This is a genomic window from Candidatus Mycobacterium methanotrophicum (assembly GCF_023515995.1).
Lineage (GTDB): Bacteria > Actinomycetota > Actinomycetes > Mycobacteriales > Mycobacteriaceae > Mycobacterium > Mycobacterium methanotrophicum.
Genome location: NZ_CP097320.1, coordinates 70244 through 87897, shown reverse-complemented (window position 1 = coordinate 87897; position 17654 = coordinate 70244). Strand labels below are relative to the sequence as shown.

The window sequence follows — 17654 nt, the reverse complement described above, 5'->3', positions numbered from 1 at the left end:
TGCCGCTAAGCTCGGGTGGGGCAGATCAGTCTCCTCCGACCAGGTTTTGAAGGGCATCAGTGCAGGTCACCAGTGTCGGCCATGCCGGCTTTCGGATCGACACCCAGGCGGGCGGCATTCTGTGCGACCCCTGGGTCAATCCGGCCTACTTCGCCTCCTGGTTTCCCTTCCCCGACAACAGCCAGCTCGATTGGGACAGCCTGGGCAACTGCGACTACCTCTATATCTCGCATCTGCACAAGGACCACTTCGACGCCGAATTGCTGGCACAGCACGTCAACAAAGACGCCGTGGTGCTGCTGCCGGACTTTCCGGTGCCGGACTTACGGAACGAGTTGGCGAAGCTGGGGTTTCACCGGTTCTTCGAAACCACCGACTCGGTCAAGCACCGGATCAGCAGGCCGAAGGGCGACCTCGACGTCATGGTGATCGCGCTGCGGGCGCCGGCCGACGGCCCGATCGGCGATTCTGCGCTGGCGGTCTGCGACGGCGTGACGACAGCGTTCAACATGAACGACGCCCGACCGGTCGATCTAGACGTGTTGACGTCCGAGTTCGGTCACGTCGACGTGCACATGCTGCAGTATTCGGGAGCGATCTGGTACCCGATGGTCTACGAGATGCCGGCGCGCGCCAAGGAGGCGTTCGGCATTCAGAAGCGGCAGCGCCAGATGGACCGGGCGCGCCAATACATCGCACAGGTCGGCGCCAGCTGGGTGATTCCGTCGGCGGGGCCGCCCTGCTTCCTGGACCCCGAGCTACGCCACCTCAACGACGACCACGCCGATCCGGCCAACATCTTCCCCGACCAGATGGTGTTCCTCGACCAGCTGCGCCGGCACGGGCGCGACCGCGGCCTGCTGATGATGCCCGGGTCGACCGCCGAATTCTGCGGCGCGCAACTGGACTCGCTGAGTCACCCGCTGCCCACCGACGAGGTGGAAGCGATCTTCACCACCGGCAAGGCGGCCTACATCGCCGACTACGCCGCCCGCATGCAGCCGGCGTTGGCAGCCGAGAAAGCCAGTTGGGCGCCCGCCGCCGGCGAGTCGCTGCTCGAGCCGCTGCGGGCGGTGTTCGAGCCGATCATGTTGGCCGGCGACGAGATCTGCGACGGTATCGGCTATCCGGCCGAACTGGTGCTCGGCCCCCAACGGGTGGTGCTCGACTTCCCGAAGCGCACTGTGCGGGAGGCTATTCCAGACGAGAAGTTCCGCTACGGGTTTGCGATCCCGCCGGAACTGGTGCGCACCGTGCTGCGCGACAACGAGCCCGACTGGGTCAACACCATCTTCTTGTCCACCCGGTTCAAAGCGTGGCGCGTCGGCGGCTACAACGAATACCTGTACACGTTTTTCAAGTGCCTGACCGACGAACGGATCGCCTACGCCGACGGCTGGTTCGGCGAGGCGCACGACGATACCGCGTCGATCACCCTGGACGGCTGGGAGATTCAGCGCCGATGCCCGCACCTGAAAGCCGACCTGTCCAAGTTCGGGGTGGTCGAGGGCAGCACGCTGACCTGCAATCTGCATGGGTGGCAGTGGAATCTGGAGAACGGCCGCTGTCTCACCACGCGAGGCCACGAGCTGCGGAGCTGCCGGCCATGAGCGACTCCTACGACCCCTACGATGACGGCCTGATCCAGTTGGACCGCGAGGCAATCACGCTGCGCCGCTACCACTTTCCGTCGGGCACCTCGAAGGTCGTCGCGCTGGAGCGGATCCGCGGTTACACCGCCGAACCATTGGGGCTGCTGCTGCACCGGTTCCGCATCTGGGGCAGCTCAGACCTACGCCGGTGGTTGCCGCTAGACATGCGCCGTCCACTGCGCTCAACGCTGATCACCCTGGACGTGCCGGGGGCCAGGACCTGCCCGGCGTTCACACCGGCGGACCCGGACAAGTTCACCGCGCTGCTGGACCGGCTGCTGGACCTACAGGATTAGTGTCCTGAGTCGTTAATTCGCTCGCGGTGGCTTCTGCGGCGCACTGACACCGACATCGACCTTTTGCAGGCGGTCACTCGTACTTTCGCTGCAAAGCGTCGCTTTCGAAGGCCGGCCAGCGCCGGGCGTGCGGTCTTCGAACGAATTCGTAGCGAATTTCGCGCATAACCCGCACACTCGACGGCCCTTCGTCGGTCAGCGCCCGGGCGTCTCAGACGGCCTCCAGCAGCTCGGTGCCGACGAACGGCACCAGGGCATCGGGAACCCGCACGCTGCCGTCGGGTCGTTGGTGGTTTTCCAAAATGGCGACCAGCCACCGGGTGGTGGCCAGTGTGCCGTTGAGCGTCGCGGCGATCTGCGGCTTGCCGCCGGTATCGCGGTAGCGGGTGGCCAGTCGCCGCGCCTGGAACGTGGTGCAGTTCGACGTCGAGGTCAGCTCGCGGTAAGTGCCCTGAGTCGGTATCCATGCCTCGCAGTCGAACTTTCGGGCCGCTGACGAGCCGAGATCGCCTGCGGCCACGTCGATTACCCGATAGGGCACCTCGATGAGGGCCAGCATCTGCCGCTGCCAGCCCAACAGCCGCTGATGTTCGGTCTCGGCGTCGGCGGGCGTGCAGTAGATGAAGCCCTCGACCTTGTCGAACTGGTGCACGCGGATGATGCCGCGGGTGTCTTTGCCGTGGCTGCCGGCCTCGCGGCGAAAGCACGACGACCAGCCCGCGTAGCGCAGCGGACCGCCGGACAGGTCGAGGATCTCGTTGGCGTGGTAGCTGGCCAGTGGTACCTCGGACGTCCCGACCAGATACAGGTCGTCGGCATCCAGGTGGTACACCTCCTCGGCGTGCGCGCCGAGGAATCCGGTGCCCGACATCACCTCCGGACGCACCAGCACCGGCGGAATGACCGGGGTGAAGCCGTTGTCTGCCGCCAGTCGGATCGCCAGCTGCAACAATCCCAGCTGCAGTAATGCTCCCTGCCCGGTCAGGAAGTAGAACCGCGAACCCGATACCTTGGCCCCGCGCTCCATGTCGATCAGACCCAGCGCCTCGCCCAGTTCCAGGTGATCTTTCGGATCGTCGATCGCGGCCGGTTCACCGACGACGTCGAGGACGGTGTAGTCGTCCTCCCCGCCGGCCGGCACCCCGTCGACGATCACGTTCGAGATAGCCAGGTGCGCGGCGGTGAACGCCGCCTCGGCGTCGGCCTGCTTGGCCTCTGCCGCCTTGACCTGCTCGGCCAGATCGCCGGCCTGCCGCAGCAACGCCGGGCGCTGTTCGGCCGACGCCCTGCCCACCTCCCTGCTGACGGCCCTGTGATCGGCCCGCAGCGAGTCGGCCCTGGCGATCGCGGTCCGGCGTGCGGTATCGGCTGCCAGCAGCGCGTCGACCAACGCGGGGTCCTCGCCTCGACTGGTCTGGGAGCGGCGCACGGCGTCTGGGTTTTCGCGGAGCAGCTTCAGGTCGATCACGGCCTAGAACCCTACGCGGAAGCGGCCGGCCCGCGATAACCACAGAGATTACTTCTGCATCAGCTGTCACGGGACCCGGCCAGCCTGTCAGAATAGGGCCAATGTCTAAAGCATCCGAGGTGCTCGAGCGACTGGCCCGGGGGCTTAGCTTGCCGCGGGTCGAGTGGCTCGGCGCCCTGCATGCCTCGGCCACCCGGCGCGCGTTGCTGCTGACGGCTCTGGGCGGTCTGCTCATCGCCGGCCTGGTCACCGCGCTGCCGATCGGCAATGGTCCCGGTCGGCTGACCGGTTACATCGACCCGGTCCCGAGCACGGGCTCCAAGGGCAATGACGCTTTCAACCACGCGGCCAGCGGCAACTGCCTGATGTGGCCCGATCGAATGCCCGAAGCTGCGAGCATCGCCGACTGCAAGGACGAGCACCGGTTTGAGGTGGCTGAGTCCATCGACATGCGCACGTTCCCCGGTTCGGAGTACGGCCCCGACGCCCCGCCGCCGTCGGCCACCCGTATCGAGCAGATCAGCCAGGAGCAGTGCGAGTCGGCGGTTCGGCGCTATTTGGGCGCCAAGTTCGACCCGAACAGCAAGTTCATCATCAGCATGTTGTGGTCCGGCGATAAGGCGTGGCAGCAGTCCGGAGAGCGGCGGATGCTGTGTGGGTTGCAGCTGCCCGGCACCGGCAACGAGCAGCTCGCAGTCAAAGGCCAGGTCGCCGATGTCGACCAGTCCAAGGTGTGGCCGGACGGCACCTGCCTGGGCATCGACCCCGCGACCAATCAACCCACCGACATCCCGACCGACTGCGCGGCACCGCACGCGATGGAGGTCACCGGCACGGTGAACTTGCTCGCCAAGTTCCCGGGCGCGCTGCCGCCCGAGCCCGAACAAGATGCCTTCATCAAGGACTCCTGCACCCGGCTGACCGACGCCTACCTCGCGCCGGTCCAGTTGCGCGGCACCACCCTGACGCTGATCTACAGCACGCTGTCGCTGCCCAGTTGGTCGGCCGGCAGCCGGGAGGTTGCCTGCAGCATCGGCGCGACCCTGGGCAACGGCGGCTGGGCGACGCTGCTCAACAGCGCCAAGGGCCAGCTGCGGATCAACGGTCAGCCGCCCGTCCCGCCCCCCGATATTCCACAGGAGCGGCTCAACCTGCCGCCGATACCGGTCACTCCGAATACCGGCGAATCGTCGACGTCGTCGACGTCGTCGACCGGATCGACCGGTTCGAGCAGCCAGCGACAGGGCAACGAACACCTACCGGGCCAGCCGGCCGCGGCGGAGCAGCCCGCACCGGCAGCGCCGCCAGCACCAGCAGCGCCGGCTCCCGAAGCACCACCGCCCCCACCACCGGCTCCCCCGCCACCACCCGCGCCGCAGCCTCCGCCGGCGCCACCACCACCCGCACCGGGCGAGTAGCCCGGTGACTGTGCGGATGGATCCGCAACGGTTCGACGAGTTGGTGTCCGACGCACTCGACTTGATCCCACCGCAGCTGGCCGCCGTGATGGACAACGTGGTTGTGCTGGTCGCCGACCGTGACCCCGAGGACGCCGAACTGCTCGGCCTGTATGAGGGTGTGGCGTTGACCGAGCGCGATTCCAACTACGGCGGTTCGCTGCCGGACACCATCACGATCTACCGCGAGGCGTTGCTGGACATCTGCGCCGACGAGCAGGAGGTCGTCGACGAGGTGAAGATCACTGTGGTTCACGAGATCGCCCACCACTTCGGCATCGACGACGACCGGCTACACGAACTGGGCTGGGCCTGAGCAACTTAACCAGGATCCGCCGGGCGCGGCGACGAGGGCCTGTCGGCGATCGGTGCTAAGAACGGCGAATGGACCGCGCTGCGATGATGCAGAGCGAAGCGATGAGGAGGAGCCGCGCACGTGAGCACAGGCTGCCCCGACTGCCGAGCAGGGTTAGAACACTGTCACGGCACGATCATTCGCCACTTGTTGCGCCGAGCGGAGTGCACCGAGGAGGGCTGCACCAGCCCGGAGCTGATGCCGCACGCCTTCGTCGTCGACTGCGACGCGGTCGGTTGCCGCTGCGCTGAGGCCGACGCGCTCGCCGGCTAGATTCAGCCCATCGGGTCGGTGCCCGACTCCACCGCGTCAGCAACCGGAGCGGCGTCGGGCTCCGAGTAGAACGGCGGCGTCACGGTTCCCCACTGCACACAGCTCCAGCGTCCGTCGGTCACCGGCGCCAGCACCACCGCCTCGGTGTTGTCGAGGTGGTGATCGAGCACAAAGCTGCTTTCCACCCCGGCCAGCACGGCGGCTGTCAGCCGGATCGCCGCCGCGTGGCTGACGACGACGATGTCGTTGGTCCACTCGCGGTCGTCTAGGTAACGCAGCCGTAGATCGGTCAGCACCGGCACGTAACGGTCCAGCACCTGGTTGGCGGTCTCGCCGCCCGGCAGCGGCACATCCCGCTCCCCTTCATGCCAGCGCTGGTAGATGGCGTTGAACTCGGCGACTGCGCCGTCGTCGCTGCGGTTTTCCAGCTCGCCGACCTGCACCTCGTGGATGCCGGTCACCTCGCTGGGCGGCACGTCGACCTCGGCGCTGATCTCGGCCGCGGTCTGCGCCGCGCGGGTGGCCACCGAATGCAGCAACAGCCCGGGCCGGCTCACCCCCTGGCGCGCGAAGTGTCGCGCCTGGTCGCGGCCCAACGGGGTCAGCTCGGACCCCGGGGGTCGGGTGTCCAACCGACGCTCGACGTTGCCGAAGGACTGGCCGTGCCGCACCAACACCAGACGACCGCTCATCGCGCCGACCCCGCACCGGCCGAGCCGTCACGCATCCGGGCCAGCCAGCGCGACGCTTCGTCCAGCTGCGGCGGGGGCGCGCCGACCAGGCTGCCGGTCGGCCAGGAACCCAAGTAGCGCACATCGGTACAACGCCGGTGCAGCGCCTTGAGTGCCTCGGCGACCGCATCGTCGCCGATGTGGCCGACACAGTCCAGGAAGAACACATAGGTGCCCAATTCGGTTCGGGTCGGCCGAGATTCGATGCGGGTCAGGTCGATACCACGGATACCGAACTCGGCAAGGGCCGACACCAGCGCGCTGGGCGCGTTGGCGATCCGCAACACCACCGACGTGCGGTCGGCGCCGGTGCGCGCCGGCGGCGGGCCCGGCGGACCGACCAGGACAAAGCGAGTGCACGCATTGGCTTCGTCGACCACGTCGTCGGCCAGCGCCGACAACCCCCGCTGGGTGGCGGCCAGCGGTGAACTCACCGCGGCGTCGACACGGCCGTCGGCGACTTGCTGTGCGGCATCGGCGTTGGAGTTGGCCGGACGCAGCTCGGCGGATGGTAGATGGGCGGCCAGCCACCGCCGCACCTGCGCGGCGGCGACCGGGAAGGCGGCCAGGGTGCGCACGTCGGCGGCCGTGCGGCCCGGTTTGACGGCGATGCTGAACGCCACCTCCAGCGTCAGCTCCGTGAAGATCTGCAGCGGCGTCCCGATCGCCAGGCTATCCAGGGTGGGCGTCACCGAACCGTCGATCGAGTTCTCGATCGGCACACAAGCGTAGGAGGCCGCGCCGTCGCGAACCGCATCAAGGGCAGCGGTCGTGCTGTCGACCGGCAGCGGCCGCACGTCGCCCGGACCGTGCTGCGGGACCATGCCGGCGTCGGTCATCTGCCGCAGCGCCGCTTCGGTGAACGTCCCCTCGGGACCGAGATACGCGATGCCCGCCACAGCCAAAACCCTATCGGGTCGTGTCTCTTGCGCCGCTCGATCAACTCTAGTTACGTTAGGCTTACCTATTTTCGAAGGATGGTCGGCGATGACACCTGCCAACTGCCCGGCGCCCCGGCTGGCGGTTACCGTGAATCGGTGACCTGGCCCAGCGGTGCCGCCGAGTTCGAGCCGATGCAGCGCCGCGCGTTGCGTATCGAGCTTGTCCTCGTACTGGCCGTGACGTTCGGTCGGTCCGCCGTCACCGCGATCCTGCAACTGGCCGACTCGGTCTTGCGCAACCTGAGCGCTGCGCGGATCCCGCTCAATCCGCGACGGTCGTACTTCGACCTGATCGACCTGGGCCTCAACGCGACGTTCGTCGTGCAATTGGTCGCCTGGGGCGCACTTGGTCTATACCTGTTGTGGCGCAGCGGATTAAGCCCGGACCGGATCGGGTTGGCGCGCTTCGGTTGGCGCGCCGACCTGGGCGGCGGCGTCGGGCTGGCCGCGTTGATCGGCTTACCCGGGCTGGCGCTGTATCTGGTGGCGCGGGCACTGCACCTCAATGCGTCGGTGATCCCGTCCAGCTTGAGCGACACCTGGTGGCGGGTGCCGATGCTGCTGCTGGTCGCCTTCGCCAACGGCTGGGCCGAAGAGATCATCGTCGTCGGTTATCTGCTCACCCGATTAGAGCAGCTGGGCGCTCGCGCACGGGTGGCGCTGGTGTGGTCGAGTCTGCTGCGCGGCGCCTATCACCTCTACCAAGGCTTCGGGGCCGGGCTGGGCAATGTCGCGATGGGCCTGGTGTTCGGGTATGCCTGGCAGCGCACGGGCCGGCTGTGGCCGCTCGTGATCGCCCACGGCATCATCGACGCCGTCGCGTTTGTCGGCTATGCCCTGCTGGCCGGCCATCTGCGCTGGCTGCACTGAAGGACATGAACGGCGACCTTGCCCCGGGCCAGCGCCGGCTCCCGCCGCGGACACCGCGGGAACCGTCGCAAGTCATTCGGCGCGACGCCGGCCATCCGCCGCCGCCGGCCAAGCCACCGCCACGGCCGCGCACGCCGCGGCCGCGGCCGCGTCGCAAACGAGCTTGGGGCCAACTGATTTCGCTGAGCCTGGTGGTGATCGTTGCGCTGTTCGGTGCCGGCATCCCGGGCGGGACGCTGTGGATGGAGACCGCGCTGCGCCGCGAGCCGGTGCTGACCGACTACCCCGGCCGGCCGGCGCCCGGGCGGGGCAGCACCTGGTTACTGGTCGGCTCGGACAGCCGCCAAGGCCTCACCGTCGAGCAGCAGCGGGTGCTGGCGACCGGCGGCGACACCGGTAACGGCCGCACCGACACCATGCTGCTGGTACACGTGCCGGCGTTCGGGTCAGGCACTGGAACCACAATGGTGTCCATCCCGCGCGACTCCTACGTGGCGATTCCCGGCTACGGCCGCGACAAGATCAACGCGGCGTTCGCGACGGGCGGGGCAGCGCTATTGGCGCAGACGGTCGAGCAAGCCACCGGATTACGGCTCGACCATTACGCCCAGGTCGGGTTCAGCGGGTTCGCTGTCCTGGTCGACGCGCTGGGCGGGGTCACCGTCTGCCCGAGCGCGCCGATCAACGATCCACTCGCCGGCGTCGACCTACCGGCCGGGTGCCAAACACTCGACGGCCGCGCGGCGCTGGGCTACGTCCGGTCCCGAGACACTCCGCGCGCCGACCTCGACCGCATGGTCGACCAGCGGCGGTTCATGGCGGCGATGTTGCACCGTGCCGCAAGCCCGGCGGTGTGGTGCAACCCGTGGCGGTGGTACTCGGTGGCGCGTGCGGCGGCCGGCGCCCTGACCGTCGACCGCGGCGATCATGCCTGGGATCTGGCCCGGCTGGGCTGGGCACTGCACGGATCCACCACCGCGTTGACGGTTCCGATCGGTGAGCTCACCGGCAGCGACGTCGGCTCGGTCGTGGTGTGGGATCACGACAAGGCCGCCCGGCTCTTCGACGCAATAGCTGCCGACCAACCGGTGCCGTCGGCTGTGCTCGAGAACCCGGTCTAGCGAAGGTCGGCGCTGGTCAGACGTTTTCGAGCCAGGCCTTGACGCGGCCGGGATGGTGGGTGGCCAGCCATGCCACCCCGACCTCTTGGCAGAATCGGACGTCGTCATAGTGGTCGGCGCTCCAGCAATAGAGCGCCCGACCCTGGGCCGCCGCACGGTCGACGAGCTCGGGATGTTCGCGAAGGACGGCCAGCGACGGCCCGACTGCGGTGGCCCCGATCGTGCTGGCCGCGCTGCTGACCAGGTAACGATGGCTGCGGCCGAGCAGCACCGTGGGTAGCAGCGGCGCCGCCCGCCGAACCCGCCACAGCGCCGAAGCGGAAAACGACATCACCACCGCGCGCGAGCGGTCGGCGGATGCGGGTGCCGCGATGCCGAAGCGATGCAGCAGCGCCAACACCTTGCTTTCCACCAGCGCGCCGTACCGGACGGGATGCTTGGTCTCGACGAAGATCTTCACCGGCCGTTTCCAGTCCAGCACCAGTGCGACGAGGGCGTCCAGCGTCAGCAGGCCGGTGTCGCCGTTAGCGCCGTCAGCGCGCCAACTACCGTGCCACGCGCCGTATTCCAGCTCACGCAGCTCGGCCAGCGTCATCGTGCTGATCAGGCCGGCGCCGGTCGACGTTCGGTCCAGCCGACGATCGTGCACGCAAACCAAGTGCCCGTCGCGGGTGAGCCGGACATCGCATTCCACGCCGTCGGCGCCCTCTCGCAAGGCGAGATCGTATGCGGCCAGCGTGTGTTCCGGCAGGGCGGCCGACGCGCCGCGATGCGCGACCACAAACGGATGCCCAGACACCACCCGGTCGGCCCGCGTCATGCCACTATGCTGCCGGTTGTTCAGCCGTCGACTCAACCGCAGGAGCCGATTTCGGCGCGCCGGTTCCGTCGCCGGCAACCACGACCCAGCGATGGGCCGGGCGTTCGACCGGTTTGCGCTCAAATCCCTCGTAAACCTTCGCCGTGGCGGTCACGGCGGCTAGGGCCACCAGGTAGGCGACGATCATGGCCACCGTGTTGTTGGCAATGCCCTGGACGTCCTGCGCTCGGCTGGTGACCGATGCGAAAACCGACGTCAAGCTGCTGAGCAGCCACAACAGCCACCATCCCCAGATCGTGCCGCGCAGCCGGTGGTAGTTGTCCTCCGTTTTCGCCAGCTCGATGACATAGACCAGCGACCACACCATGGCCAGCAGGGGCAAACAGCAGATCACCACACACCCGGCCATCAGCGTCCAGCCGGGTGAATGGCCGACGGACACCAGGATCGCAGCGCAGGTGACGGCCAGCGCCATCGCAGCCGACGGCGGCAACAGAGTGCCGAGCCTCAGCGCCCACGGCGTACGGGTCTCGGACCTGCCGCGCTGGGCGAAAGCCGCGGCGCGGCGGGCGATCAACCACCGGGTCAGCAGCAGGGCGTAGGTGATCACCGCCGCGATCACGGCCAGGCTGGCCAACACACTCAGCAGCGCCGCCGCGTCGGCCACCAGCCAATTCAGCAGCGAATTGCGGTTGATGATCAGCAACAGGTAGCGAATCAGGTGAACCAGCACCGCGCCGCCCAGCGTCATCACCGTCGCCACGAGTGCGGCACGCACCCTAGCCGGCGGCGGCGCTTGCCGAACGGCCGGCCGATGCCCGGGACCATCCGGCTCGACGCGGTCCTGCAGGCCCCAGCGCGGTATCACCGGGTATCGGGGGGTCGGCCCGAGCGGCCGACGCCGACGTCGCGGAGGAGGTGGCGGGCCGGGACGCACCGCAATCCAGCGGTAGCCCGGCGGCAACCGCGGCGCTGTTCGCTGGCCGGCATTCGAGCGCCGATCGACATCGGACGTCTCGGGTGATGGCGCCAGCAGCGTCCCACGGCAGCGTGGACACCACACACGTTGCCGATCACGGACATTCCAGCGTATGCCGCACTGGGAGCACGCTTGGATCACGGGCGCCGCTCCTCCTCATCGCTGCGCTCTGTATCGTCGCTGACGCGGATCACGGGCGCCAGCCTAACGCTCAGATGCTGCCGGCACTGCCGTCGTCGGCGATCACCGGACGTCCGGCGTTGGCCATGCCAGCATCCCGCCGCTGACGTTGACGGTTGCATACCCGTTGCGGGCCAGATACTCGGCCACTTTCTGCGAGCGTCCGCCGGCCTTGCATACGACGTACAGCTTCGCTTGTGGGTCGATCTCGCTGACCCGTGCCGGCACCTGGCCCATCGGGATGTGCTGGGCGCCGGCAGCGTGGCCCTGACGCCACTCGTCGTTTTCACGCACGTCCAGCAACACCGCCGTGACGCCGAACTCGGCAGGCAGTCCGGCAGCCTATCGGTCTGGGCCATCACAGGTGGACTGTCCATGGGTTCGACCTTGGCATGGGGCGGCATGCCGGGCAGCGGGCCTGTCCCAGCTACCGCCCGGTATCCACAGTTTCCACAGGTTTATCCACAGGTAGCCGTGCGGGCTCAGGGCGTTTGACACGCGGTAAATACGCTCCTCCCGGTAATCGCTGTGGATAAGAACCAGCGGAAACCAGGCGTGATCGACGGATCCGGCGCGTGCTCAGCGAATTCTTAGCGCCCCTTTGGCCGTTCGTGACGTCGCCGTTATGGGGGATGTCACACCGAATCGGCCCGGCGGGCCTCCGGGCGCACCTGCCGCGACGACGTCCATCGCCGCTTCCCCGCAGCCGTTAGCCAGCAAAAGAGATGCTGGCCAGCTATCCACGCGCGGTTGGATTTTCCCGTCAGTTCACAAAAGGGTTATGATCGCGTCCGCTGGGACTAACTGTGACTCATCTCACTGGGGAGAGTGGAACGTGAAGGCCGGAGCCATCCGATGACAACGCAACCGATCGGGCCGCGGTCCGCGGGCCCGTCATCGCATTGGTATGCGAGCTCGGCGGCATGCAATCGCTCCTACTTGCTCGCCGGTTTGCGCGCCGGCCTGATCGCCCTGGTTTTGCTGGCGATCCTCGCAGCCATCGTTTGGTTCTAGCTCCCACCGCGGGGGTATTCGCGCATCGCACTCGTTGTTGCGGTGCGCGCGGTGATGGAGCAGGGTTGGTCATGGTTGAGCAATCCAAGCCGCCGCTCCGCTGACACCCTGCGAGCGGAGCATCAAAAAGCAGATCGGCAACGATCGTCGAAGGAAGGAATCTCGTGGCTGAATACACTTTGCCCGACCTGGACTGGGACTACGGCGCGCTGGAGCCGCATATCTCGGGTCAAATCAACGAGCTTCACCACGACAAGCATCACGCCACGTACGTCAAGGGCGCAAACGATGCACTGGCCAAATTGGAAGAGGCGCGCGCCAAAGAGGATTTCTCGGCGGTTCTGCTGCACGAGAAGAGTTTGGCGTTCAACCTAGGCGGTCACGTCAATCACAGCCTGTGGTGGAAGAACTTGTCCCCCAACGGCGGCGACAAGCCGACCGGCGAGCTCGCGGCCGCCATCGACGAGGCCTTCGGGTCGTTCGACAAGTTCCGCGGTCAGTTCACCTCGGCGGCCACCACGGTGCAGGGGTCCGGCTGGGCGGCGCTCGGCTGGGACAGCCTTGGCCAGAGGCTGTTGGTGTTCCAGGTTTACGACCACCAGACCAATTTTCCGCTCGGCGTCGTACCCTTGCTGGTCCTCGACATGTGGGAGCATGCGTTCTACCTGCAGTACAAGAACGTCAAGGCCGACTTTGCCAAGGCATTCTGGAACGTCGTGAACTGGGAGGACGTGCAGGCGCGCTACGCGACGGCGACGTCGAAGGCCAAAGGCCTGATCGCCGGCTGAGCTCGGCGTTGATTCGCCCGTTCGGGGCGTCGCGCCATTCGTGCGGCGCTCCGTTCACTATTGAGCCGTATTTCTTTTCTCGACGAAGTCGGGCATTGGTTGCTCGTGTCAGCTTGCGGGTAGTCACCTGCTGACGCATGCTGAGTTAATCGACCCACCGGCGTATCGCTGGATACCCGAACTGGATCGTGGGCGGAGGGCGGAATGGAAAGCGGGTCAGGCCGGGCCATCGAAGTGGCCCCATTCCATTCTCATGGCGCCCTGAAAGGGTTCGTGATTTCCGGGCGGTGGCCCGACTCGACGAAAGAGTGGGCGCAACTGCTCATGGTCGCCGTGCGCGTCGCGTCGCTACCTGGGTTGCTAGACACCACAACGGTATTCGGTGCTCGCGAGGAACTGCCAGAGGCTCCGGTTCCCGGCACCGTCGGCCTGGTGCTGGCAGAGGGTCCGGTGGTGGGTGCATCCGCCATCCAGCCAGGTTATTTCGCTGATCATCAGCCGCCGGCATTACTGATGCTGCACCCGCCCTCCGAAACCACCCCGTCCTTGCCCGAATGCAGCGGCGCGGCGTCGGGATGCGTGCTGCTACCAGGGCTGCCACATCTGGGTCTGGAACACCGCGCCGCCTGGGTGGAAGCAGAAGCCGACGGGACCATCACCTCGATGGTGAGCCGCGTCGGTGTCGACCCGATCAGCCATCCCGACACCGCGATTCTGGCGATGCTGCTCGCTGCCTGAAGACTTCCACCGAGCTCGGTTCGGACCGTGAACACGGTCGGAAACCGCGCTCACAGTTACCAGAGCAGACGACGGCAGCAAATCCGCTTTTCGAGACGCCGGCGCACCGGTTCGGTTGCCATAAGATCCGATCCGCTCGACCAACGAAACCTTGCGCTGCGATCAGCCCACGCGCAGACCGTGCATCGCGACACGATCCGCTTGCGCCACCATGAGAATTCGCTGAATATCGAGCGTAGCGCGCTCTAACGGCGTCGCCGACTTGCTCCACGCCGGCGAGCAGCAATTCTCGCCAACTTTGCACTTGGTTGCGGCGATAACACTCGCTACGATGATCAGCAAATATCACAAATGGAAATATTCGGTCGGCCGACCCGGTGGAGGTCATATCGATGAGCACGACGTTCGCTGCCCGCTTGAACCGGCTGTTCGACACGGTTTATCCGCCGGGACGCGGACCGCATACCTCTGCTGAGGTAATCGCGGCGCTCAAGGCGGAGGGCATCACGATGTCGGCTCCCTACCTGTCGCAACTACGCTCCGGCAACCGCACAAACCCGTCGTCTGCCACGATGGCCGCGCTGGCAAACTTCTTTCGCATCAAGCCCGCCTACTTCACCGACGACGAGTACTACGAAAAGCTCGACCAGGAGTTGGTGTGGCTGACGATGATGCGCGAGGAGGGCGTTCGACGTATCGCGCTTAGCGCCAGCGGTTTGTCCCCAGAGGCGCAGGAGGACATCATGCAGCGCGTTGACGAGCTCCGCCGCAAGGAACACCTGGACGCATAGCACCGCGGCGAGTCCAGTTAGGGTTGGCCCATCGACGGGGCATACGCACCTCGATAATCGACGAGATACCGGGGAGGCGGCCGGGGATGGGCCTGTTCGGCAAGCGAAAATCCCGCGCGACGCGTCGTGCCGAGGCCAGAGCGATCAAAGCCCGGGCCAAACTCGAGGCCAAGCTGTCTGCGAAAAACGAGGTCCGCCGGTTCAAAGCCGCGCAGCGCGCCGAGGCGAAGGCGCTGCGGGACCAGATGAAGGCGCAGCGAAACAGCGACCGGGCGGCGTTGAAGGTCGCCGCGACCCAGCTCAAGGCGGCGCAGGACGGCAAGTTGTTCTCGCCGACGCGGATTCGCCGCATGCTGACGGTGTCTCGGCTGCTCGCCCCGATCGTGGTGCCGTTGGCCTACCGGCTAGCGATAGCTGTGCGCGGGCTGATCGACCAGCGGCGCGCCGATGCGCTCGGGGTTCCCTTAGCCCAGATCGGTCAGTTTTCCGGGCACGGCGGCCGGCTGTCAGCCCGCGTCGCCGGCGCCGAGCAGTCGTTGCGCTCTGTGCAGGAGAACAAACCCAAGGGTGCCGAGACCAAGCAGTTCGCGGCCGCTATTTCCGAACGGCTCACCGACTTATCGGCCGCCATCACCGCTGCCGAGAACATGCCCGCCACGCGCCGCCGTGCCGCGCACGCCGCGATCTCCAGACAACTCGATGAGATCGATGCCGACCTGATGGCACGGCTGGGATTGACCTGAAGTCCGTGGTTGCCTGCCGACACCACCTGATCCGCCCGCATAGATAAAGGACTAGCAATCGGATGACACGACACCCCAGTCTGGTTCGGCGCGCGCTCGTCTCGGCCGCCGCCGCCGCCGCGCTCTACCTCGAGTCGACCGCCGCCATCGCGCTGGCATCGGCCCACGTTCATGCCAGCAGCGACGACGCCGTGCGCGGCGGCATAGCGGTAGTCACCTTCGAGGTGCCCAACGAATCGACGAAAGGGGCGGCCACCACCGCTCTTACCGTCAACCTGCCCGACCTCACTTCGGTACAGGCCGAAACCAAGCCCGGCTGGACGACCAAACTCGACCGCGACTCCGCCTCCGGCACCGTCCGCTCGGTGACCTGGACGGCAGCGCCGAACGGCGGAATCGGTGTCGACCAGTTCGGGCTGTTCCGGATATCGGTGAAGCTGCCCGACGCCGATACCGTCAGCTTCCCCACGACCCAGGCCTACGCCGACGGATCGGTGGTCAAGTGGGATCAGCTGCCGCAGCCCGGCGGTGCTGAGCCCAGCAATCCGGCGCCCGTGCTGACGCTCGCCGATGGCCCGACGCCTCCGCCAACCCAGCACGCACATCCAAGCAGCGCCGCGGCGCCGACCGGCGCGCCCGCGTCGACAAGCCAAAAGCCAAGGGCAACAGCCGATAACACCGCCCGGGTGCTGAGCGGAGCCGCGCTGCTGCTCGCTGCGTTGGGTATCGGTGTCGCACTGGTGGCCCGGCGGACATGAGACGAACACGCGCGGCGGCGGTCAGCGTGCTTTTCGCGGCGATTGCATTCGCCGCCACCATCACCGCCGGAGCCGCAAGCGCACACGCCGCCCGAGTGTCGACCGACCCCACGGACAACGCCACCGTCAGCACCGGTCCGGCACGCGTCAGCGCGGTGTTCAACGAGCGGTTGCAAACCACCTTCGCCGCGATGACGGTTGTCGGTCCGGACGGCAACCTGTGGTCGTCCGGGCAGCCGCAGGTGCAGGGCGCAGTCGTCAGCGTCGGCGTACGGCCCCTGGGCCCCGCGGGAAAGTACACAGTGAACTACCGGGTGACGTCGGCAGACGGGCACGTGGTGTCCGGGTCGTGGTCGTTTGACCTGACGACCGCCGGGACAGGCACACCCGGACCGACGGCCGAACCCTCGGACAATTCCAGCGGCGACTTCCCCATCTGGCCGTTCATCCTCGGCGCGGTGGTGCTGGTCGGCGGCGCTCTGCTGTGGCAGTCGCGCAATCGCCGATGACTGCTCGGATCAGCGGTCCTGGCATGATGGGTTCGACTGGCACGTGCTCGGTGAGGCGAGAAAGAAACTGCAAAAGGAGCTCCCTAGATGGAAGACCCGCAGGATCCACCAGACAAGACAGCTGACATCGCACCCGAACGCGCGCCCGGCGCCGGCCGTACACCGCCCGCACCGCCCACGCCACCGGAACACCCGGCGGAAATGTCAACGCCGCCGGCCAAGGCTCCGGATAAACCGGCGAAGAAGGCTCCCGCCAAAAAGGCGCCCGCTAAGGCTGCCAAAGCGGCGCAAAAGGGCCAGCAGGCGGCACCCCAGAAGGCGGCAGCTAAGAAAGCGGCGGCTAAAAAAGCGGCCCCTAAAAAGGCGCCCGCCAAGCCAGTAAGCCCCTCTTCCACGCCACCACGGTCCGAGACCGACGGCCAGCTTGCGCAGGTAGCCAAGGACGTCGCGGCACAGGCAAAGTCGACCGTTGAAGCGGCGAGCAACCCGGTGTCGCGGGAAGCGGGCCTGCCGTCGGCCGGCCGCTCACCATTACCTTTGGTGATGGCGATCGCGGTGAGCCTGCTGGCCTTGCTGCTGGTGCGACGGCTTCGTCAACGTGGGAGTCGCGACGGCTAGCGTGGCCCGGTGAACGTGATTTTCCGGCCGACAGCCGACCTCGTCGACGATATCGGACCCGATGTGCGTAGCTGCGATGTCCAGTTCCGCCAGTTCGGCGGACGGACCCAATTCGCCGGCCCGATCAGCACGGTGCGCTGCTTGCACGACAATGCGCTTTTGAAGTGGGTGCTCTCGGCGCCGGGCGACGGCGGTGTGCTGGTGATCGACGGCGACGGCTCGTTGCACACCGCGCTGGTCGGCGATGCCATCGCCGAGTTGGCCCGCTCGAACGGTTGGGCCGGGCTGGTGGTGCACGGTGCCGTTCGGGACGCCGCCGCTCTGCGCGAGCTAGATCTCGGCATCAAGGCGCTCGGCACCAATCCCCGCAAGAGCGGCAAGACCGGTGCCGGCGAAAACGGCGTCGCGGTCAGCTTCGGCGGGGTGACGTTCGTGCCCGGCGACATCGCCTACAGCGACGACGACGGAATCGTCGTCACGGCAAGCAATGCCTCAGCCGCTGCCGGCTAAACCACCAGGACGGCAGGTTTTTTCGCGAACTGCAGGGCCTCG

21 protein-coding genes and 1 pseudogene are annotated in these 17654 nt (G+C 67.1%); 16 read left to right on the top strand and 6 right to left on the bottom strand.

Going from position 1 to position 17654, the window contains the following annotated elements:
* Positions 1-59: 59 nt before the first annotated feature.
* Both M5I08_RS00445 and M5I08_RS00440 read left to right on the top strand, forming a co-directional pair.
* Positions 60-1610 carry an MBL fold metallo-hydrolase gene (locus M5I08_RS00445; RefSeq protein WP_219066548.1) on the top strand — a complete coding sequence of 517 codons (1551 nt, stop codon included), beginning with the start codon at positions 60-62 and terminating at the stop codon, positions 1608-1610.
* On the top strand, positions 1607-1948 hold the full coding sequence (locus M5I08_RS00440; protein ID WP_219066549.1) for a hypothetical protein: 342 nt from the start codon (positions 1607-1609) through the stop codon (positions 1946-1948). The genes M5I08_RS00445 and M5I08_RS00440 overlap by 4 nt, the downstream gene beginning before the upstream one ends.
* A gap of 211 nt (positions 1949-2159) precedes the next feature.
* Here M5I08_RS00440 and serS read toward each other — a convergent pair whose 3' ends face one another.
* The gene (gene serS, locus M5I08_RS00435) at positions 2160-3416 is read right to left on the bottom strand and encodes a serine--tRNA ligase (RefSeq protein ID WP_219066550.1); all 1257 of its coding nucleotides are present in this window, start codon (positions 3414-3416) and stop codon (positions 2160-2162) included.
* A gap of 101 nt (positions 3417-3517) precedes the next feature.
* On the opposite strand from serS, the gene M5I08_RS00430 reads away from it, so the two are divergent.
* The 3 genes from M5I08_RS00430 (at position 3518) to M5I08_RS00420 (ending at position 5501) form a co-directional block, all read left to right on the top strand.
* Positions 3518-4834 carry a septum formation family protein gene (locus tag M5I08_RS00430; RefSeq protein ID WP_219066551.1) on the top strand — a complete coding sequence of 439 codons (1317 nt, stop codon included), beginning with the start codon at positions 3518-3520 and terminating at the stop codon, positions 4832-4834.
* 4 nt (positions 4835-4838) lie between these two features.
* Positions 4839-5189 carry a metallopeptidase family protein gene (locus tag M5I08_RS00425; protein WP_219066552.1) on the top strand — a complete coding sequence of 117 codons (351 nt, stop codon included), beginning with the start codon at positions 4839-4841 and terminating at the stop codon, positions 5187-5189.
* A 120-nt stretch (positions 5190-5309) separates the two neighbouring features.
* Positions 5310-5501, top strand: coding sequence for a hypothetical protein (locus M5I08_RS00420; protein ID WP_219066553.1), 192 nt, complete (start codon positions 5310-5312; stop codon positions 5499-5501).
* 2 nt (positions 5502-5503) lie between these two features.
* Here the strand turns inward: M5I08_RS00420 and M5I08_RS00415 are convergent, their stop codons facing one another.
* Together M5I08_RS00415 and pheA are read right to left on the bottom strand one after the other, a co-directional pair.
* Positions 5504-6193: a histidine phosphatase family protein gene (locus tag M5I08_RS00415; protein ID WP_219066554.1), complete on the bottom strand. Its 690-nt coding sequence runs from the start codon at positions 6191-6193 to the stop codon at positions 5504-5506.
* Positions 6190-7131, bottom strand: coding sequence for a prephenate dehydratase (gene pheA, locus M5I08_RS00410; RefSeq protein ID WP_219066555.1), 942 nt, complete (start codon positions 7129-7131; stop codon positions 6190-6192). Before pheA ends, M5I08_RS00415 begins: the two co-directional genes overlap by 4 nt.
* A gap of 174 nt (positions 7132-7305) precedes the next feature.
* Between pheA and M5I08_RS00405 the strand changes: the two genes are divergently transcribed.
* Together M5I08_RS00405 and M5I08_RS00400 are read left to right on the top strand one after the other, a co-directional pair.
* Positions 7306-8043 (top strand): CPBP family intramembrane glutamic endopeptidase, encoded by a 738-nt coding sequence (locus M5I08_RS00405; RefSeq protein ID WP_219066587.1) that lies wholly within the window; start codon positions 7306-7308, stop codon positions 8041-8043.
* A 5-nt stretch (positions 8044-8048) separates the two neighbouring features.
* A complete protein-coding gene (locus M5I08_RS00400; RefSeq protein WP_219066556.1) occupies positions 8049-9164 on the top strand; it encodes an LCP family protein in 1116 nt (371 codons plus the stop codon).
* Positions 9165-9180: 16 nt separating this feature from the next.
* Here M5I08_RS00400 and M5I08_RS00395 read toward each other — a convergent pair whose 3' ends face one another.
* From M5I08_RS00395 to M5I08_RS00385, 3 genes and pseudogenes are all read right to left on the bottom strand, one after another.
* Positions 9181-9984, bottom strand: coding sequence for a glycerophosphodiester phosphodiesterase (locus tag M5I08_RS00395; protein WP_219066557.1), 804 nt, complete (start codon positions 9982-9984; stop codon positions 9181-9183).
* A 4-nt stretch (positions 9985-9988) separates the two neighbouring features.
* On the bottom strand, positions 9989-10747 hold the full coding sequence (locus tag M5I08_RS00390; RefSeq protein WP_249763013.1) for a DUF4328 domain-containing protein: 759 nt from the start codon (positions 10745-10747) through the stop codon (positions 9989-9991).
* Positions 10748-11174: 427 nt separating this feature from the next.
* Positions 11175-11476 (bottom strand): annotated as a pseudogene (locus M5I08_RS00385) (rhodanese-like domain-containing protein).
* Between the two features lie 522 nt (positions 11477-11998).
* Here M5I08_RS00385 and M5I08_RS00380 point away from each other — a divergent pair.
* The 9 genes from M5I08_RS00380 (at position 11999) to rraA (ending at position 17612) form a co-directional block, all read left to right on the top strand.
* Entirely contained in the window at positions 11999-12157 is a 159-nt protein-coding gene (locus M5I08_RS00380; RefSeq protein WP_219066559.1) for a hypothetical protein, read from the top strand.
* Positions 12158-12321: 164 nt separating this feature from the next.
* On the top strand, positions 12322-12945 hold the full coding sequence (locus M5I08_RS00375) for a superoxide dismutase (RefSeq protein WP_219066560.1): 624 nt from the start codon (positions 12322-12324) through the stop codon (positions 12943-12945).
* Positions 12946-13149: 204 nt separating this feature from the next.
* Positions 13150-13683 carry a peptidase gene (locus M5I08_RS00370; protein WP_219066561.1) on the top strand — a complete coding sequence of 178 codons (534 nt, stop codon included), beginning with the start codon at positions 13150-13152 and terminating at the stop codon, positions 13681-13683.
* A gap of 392 nt (positions 13684-14075) precedes the next feature.
* A complete protein-coding gene (locus M5I08_RS00365; RefSeq protein WP_219066562.1) occupies positions 14076-14474 on the top strand; it encodes a helix-turn-helix domain-containing protein in 399 nt (132 codons plus the stop codon).
* A gap of 86 nt (positions 14475-14560) precedes the next feature.
* Positions 14561-15217, top strand: a complete 657-nt coding sequence (locus M5I08_RS00360; protein ID WP_219066563.1) for a DUF6474 family protein — start codon at positions 14561-14563, stop codon at positions 15215-15217.
* Between the two features lie 62 nt (positions 15218-15279).
* Positions 15280-15975, top strand: a complete 696-nt coding sequence (locus tag M5I08_RS00355; RefSeq protein WP_219066564.1) for a YcnI family copper-binding membrane protein — start codon at positions 15280-15282, stop codon at positions 15973-15975.
* Complete coding sequence (locus M5I08_RS00350; RefSeq protein WP_219066565.1) at positions 15972-16484, top strand: copper resistance CopC family protein; 513 nt, start codon at positions 15972-15974, stop codon at positions 16482-16484. The genes M5I08_RS00355 and M5I08_RS00350 overlap by 4 nt, the downstream gene beginning before the upstream one ends.
* An 87-nt stretch (positions 16485-16571) precedes the next feature.
* The gene (locus M5I08_RS00345; RefSeq protein ID WP_304502939.1) at positions 16572-17102 is read left to right on the top strand and encodes an Rv3852 family protein; all 531 of its coding nucleotides are present in this window, start codon (positions 16572-16574) and stop codon (positions 17100-17102) included.
* Between the two features lie 9 nt (positions 17103-17111).
* Entirely contained in the window at positions 17112-17612 is a 501-nt protein-coding gene (rraA, locus tag M5I08_RS00340; RefSeq protein WP_219066566.1) for a ribonuclease E activity regulator RraA, read from the top strand.
* The last annotated feature ends 42 nt before the right edge of the window (positions 17613-17654 follow it).

Bases quoted from the DNA above. Each gene is read 5' to 3' on its own strand.
- M5I08_RS00365 (WP_219066562.1), top strand. From the start codon at position 14,076: ATGAGCACGACGTTCGCTGCCCGCTTGAACCGGCTGTTCGACACGGTT.
- M5I08_RS00370 (WP_219066561.1), top strand. From the start codon at position 13,150: ATGGAAAGCGGGTCAGGCCGGGCCATCGAAGTGGCCCCATTCCATTCT.
- M5I08_RS00415 (WP_219066554.1), bottom strand. From the start codon at position 6,193: ATGAGCGGTCGTCTGGTGTTGGTGCGGCACGGCCAGTCCTTCGGCAAC.
- M5I08_RS00380 (WP_219066559.1), top strand. From the start codon at position 11,999: ATGACAACGCAACCGATCGGGCCGCGGTCCGCGGGCCCGTCATCGCAT.
- M5I08_RS00400 (WP_219066556.1), top strand. From the start codon at position 8,049: ATGAACGGCGACCTTGCCCCGGGCCAGCGCCGGCTCCCGCCGCGGACA.
- M5I08_RS00345 (WP_304502939.1), top strand. From the start codon at position 16,572: ATGGAAGACCCGCAGGATCCACCAGACAAGACAGCTGACATCGCACCC.
- M5I08_RS00355 (WP_219066564.1), top strand. From the start codon at position 15,280: ATGACACGACACCCCAGTCTGGTTCGGCGCGCGCTCGTCTCGGCCGCC.
- M5I08_RS00405 (WP_219066587.1), top strand. From the start codon at position 7,306: ATGCAGCGCCGCGCGTTGCGTATCGAGCTTGTCCTCGTACTGGCCGTG.
- M5I08_RS00360 (WP_219066563.1), top strand. From the start codon at position 14,561: ATGGGCCTGTTCGGCAAGCGAAAATCCCGCGCGACGCGTCGTGCCGAG.
- M5I08_RS00395 (WP_219066557.1), bottom strand. From the start codon at position 9,984: ATGACGCGGGCCGACCGGGTGGTGTCTGGGCATCCGTTTGTGGTCGCG.
- M5I08_RS00440 (WP_219066549.1), top strand. From the start codon at position 1,607: ATGAGCGACTCCTACGACCCCTACGATGACGGCCTGATCCAGTTGGAC.
- M5I08_RS00430 (WP_219066551.1), top strand. From the start codon at position 3,518: ATGTCTAAAGCATCCGAGGTGCTCGAGCGACTGGCCCGGGGGCTTAGC.
- M5I08_RS00350 (WP_219066565.1), top strand. From the start codon at position 15,972: ATGAGACGAACACGCGCGGCGGCGGTCAGCGTGCTTTTCGCGGCGATT.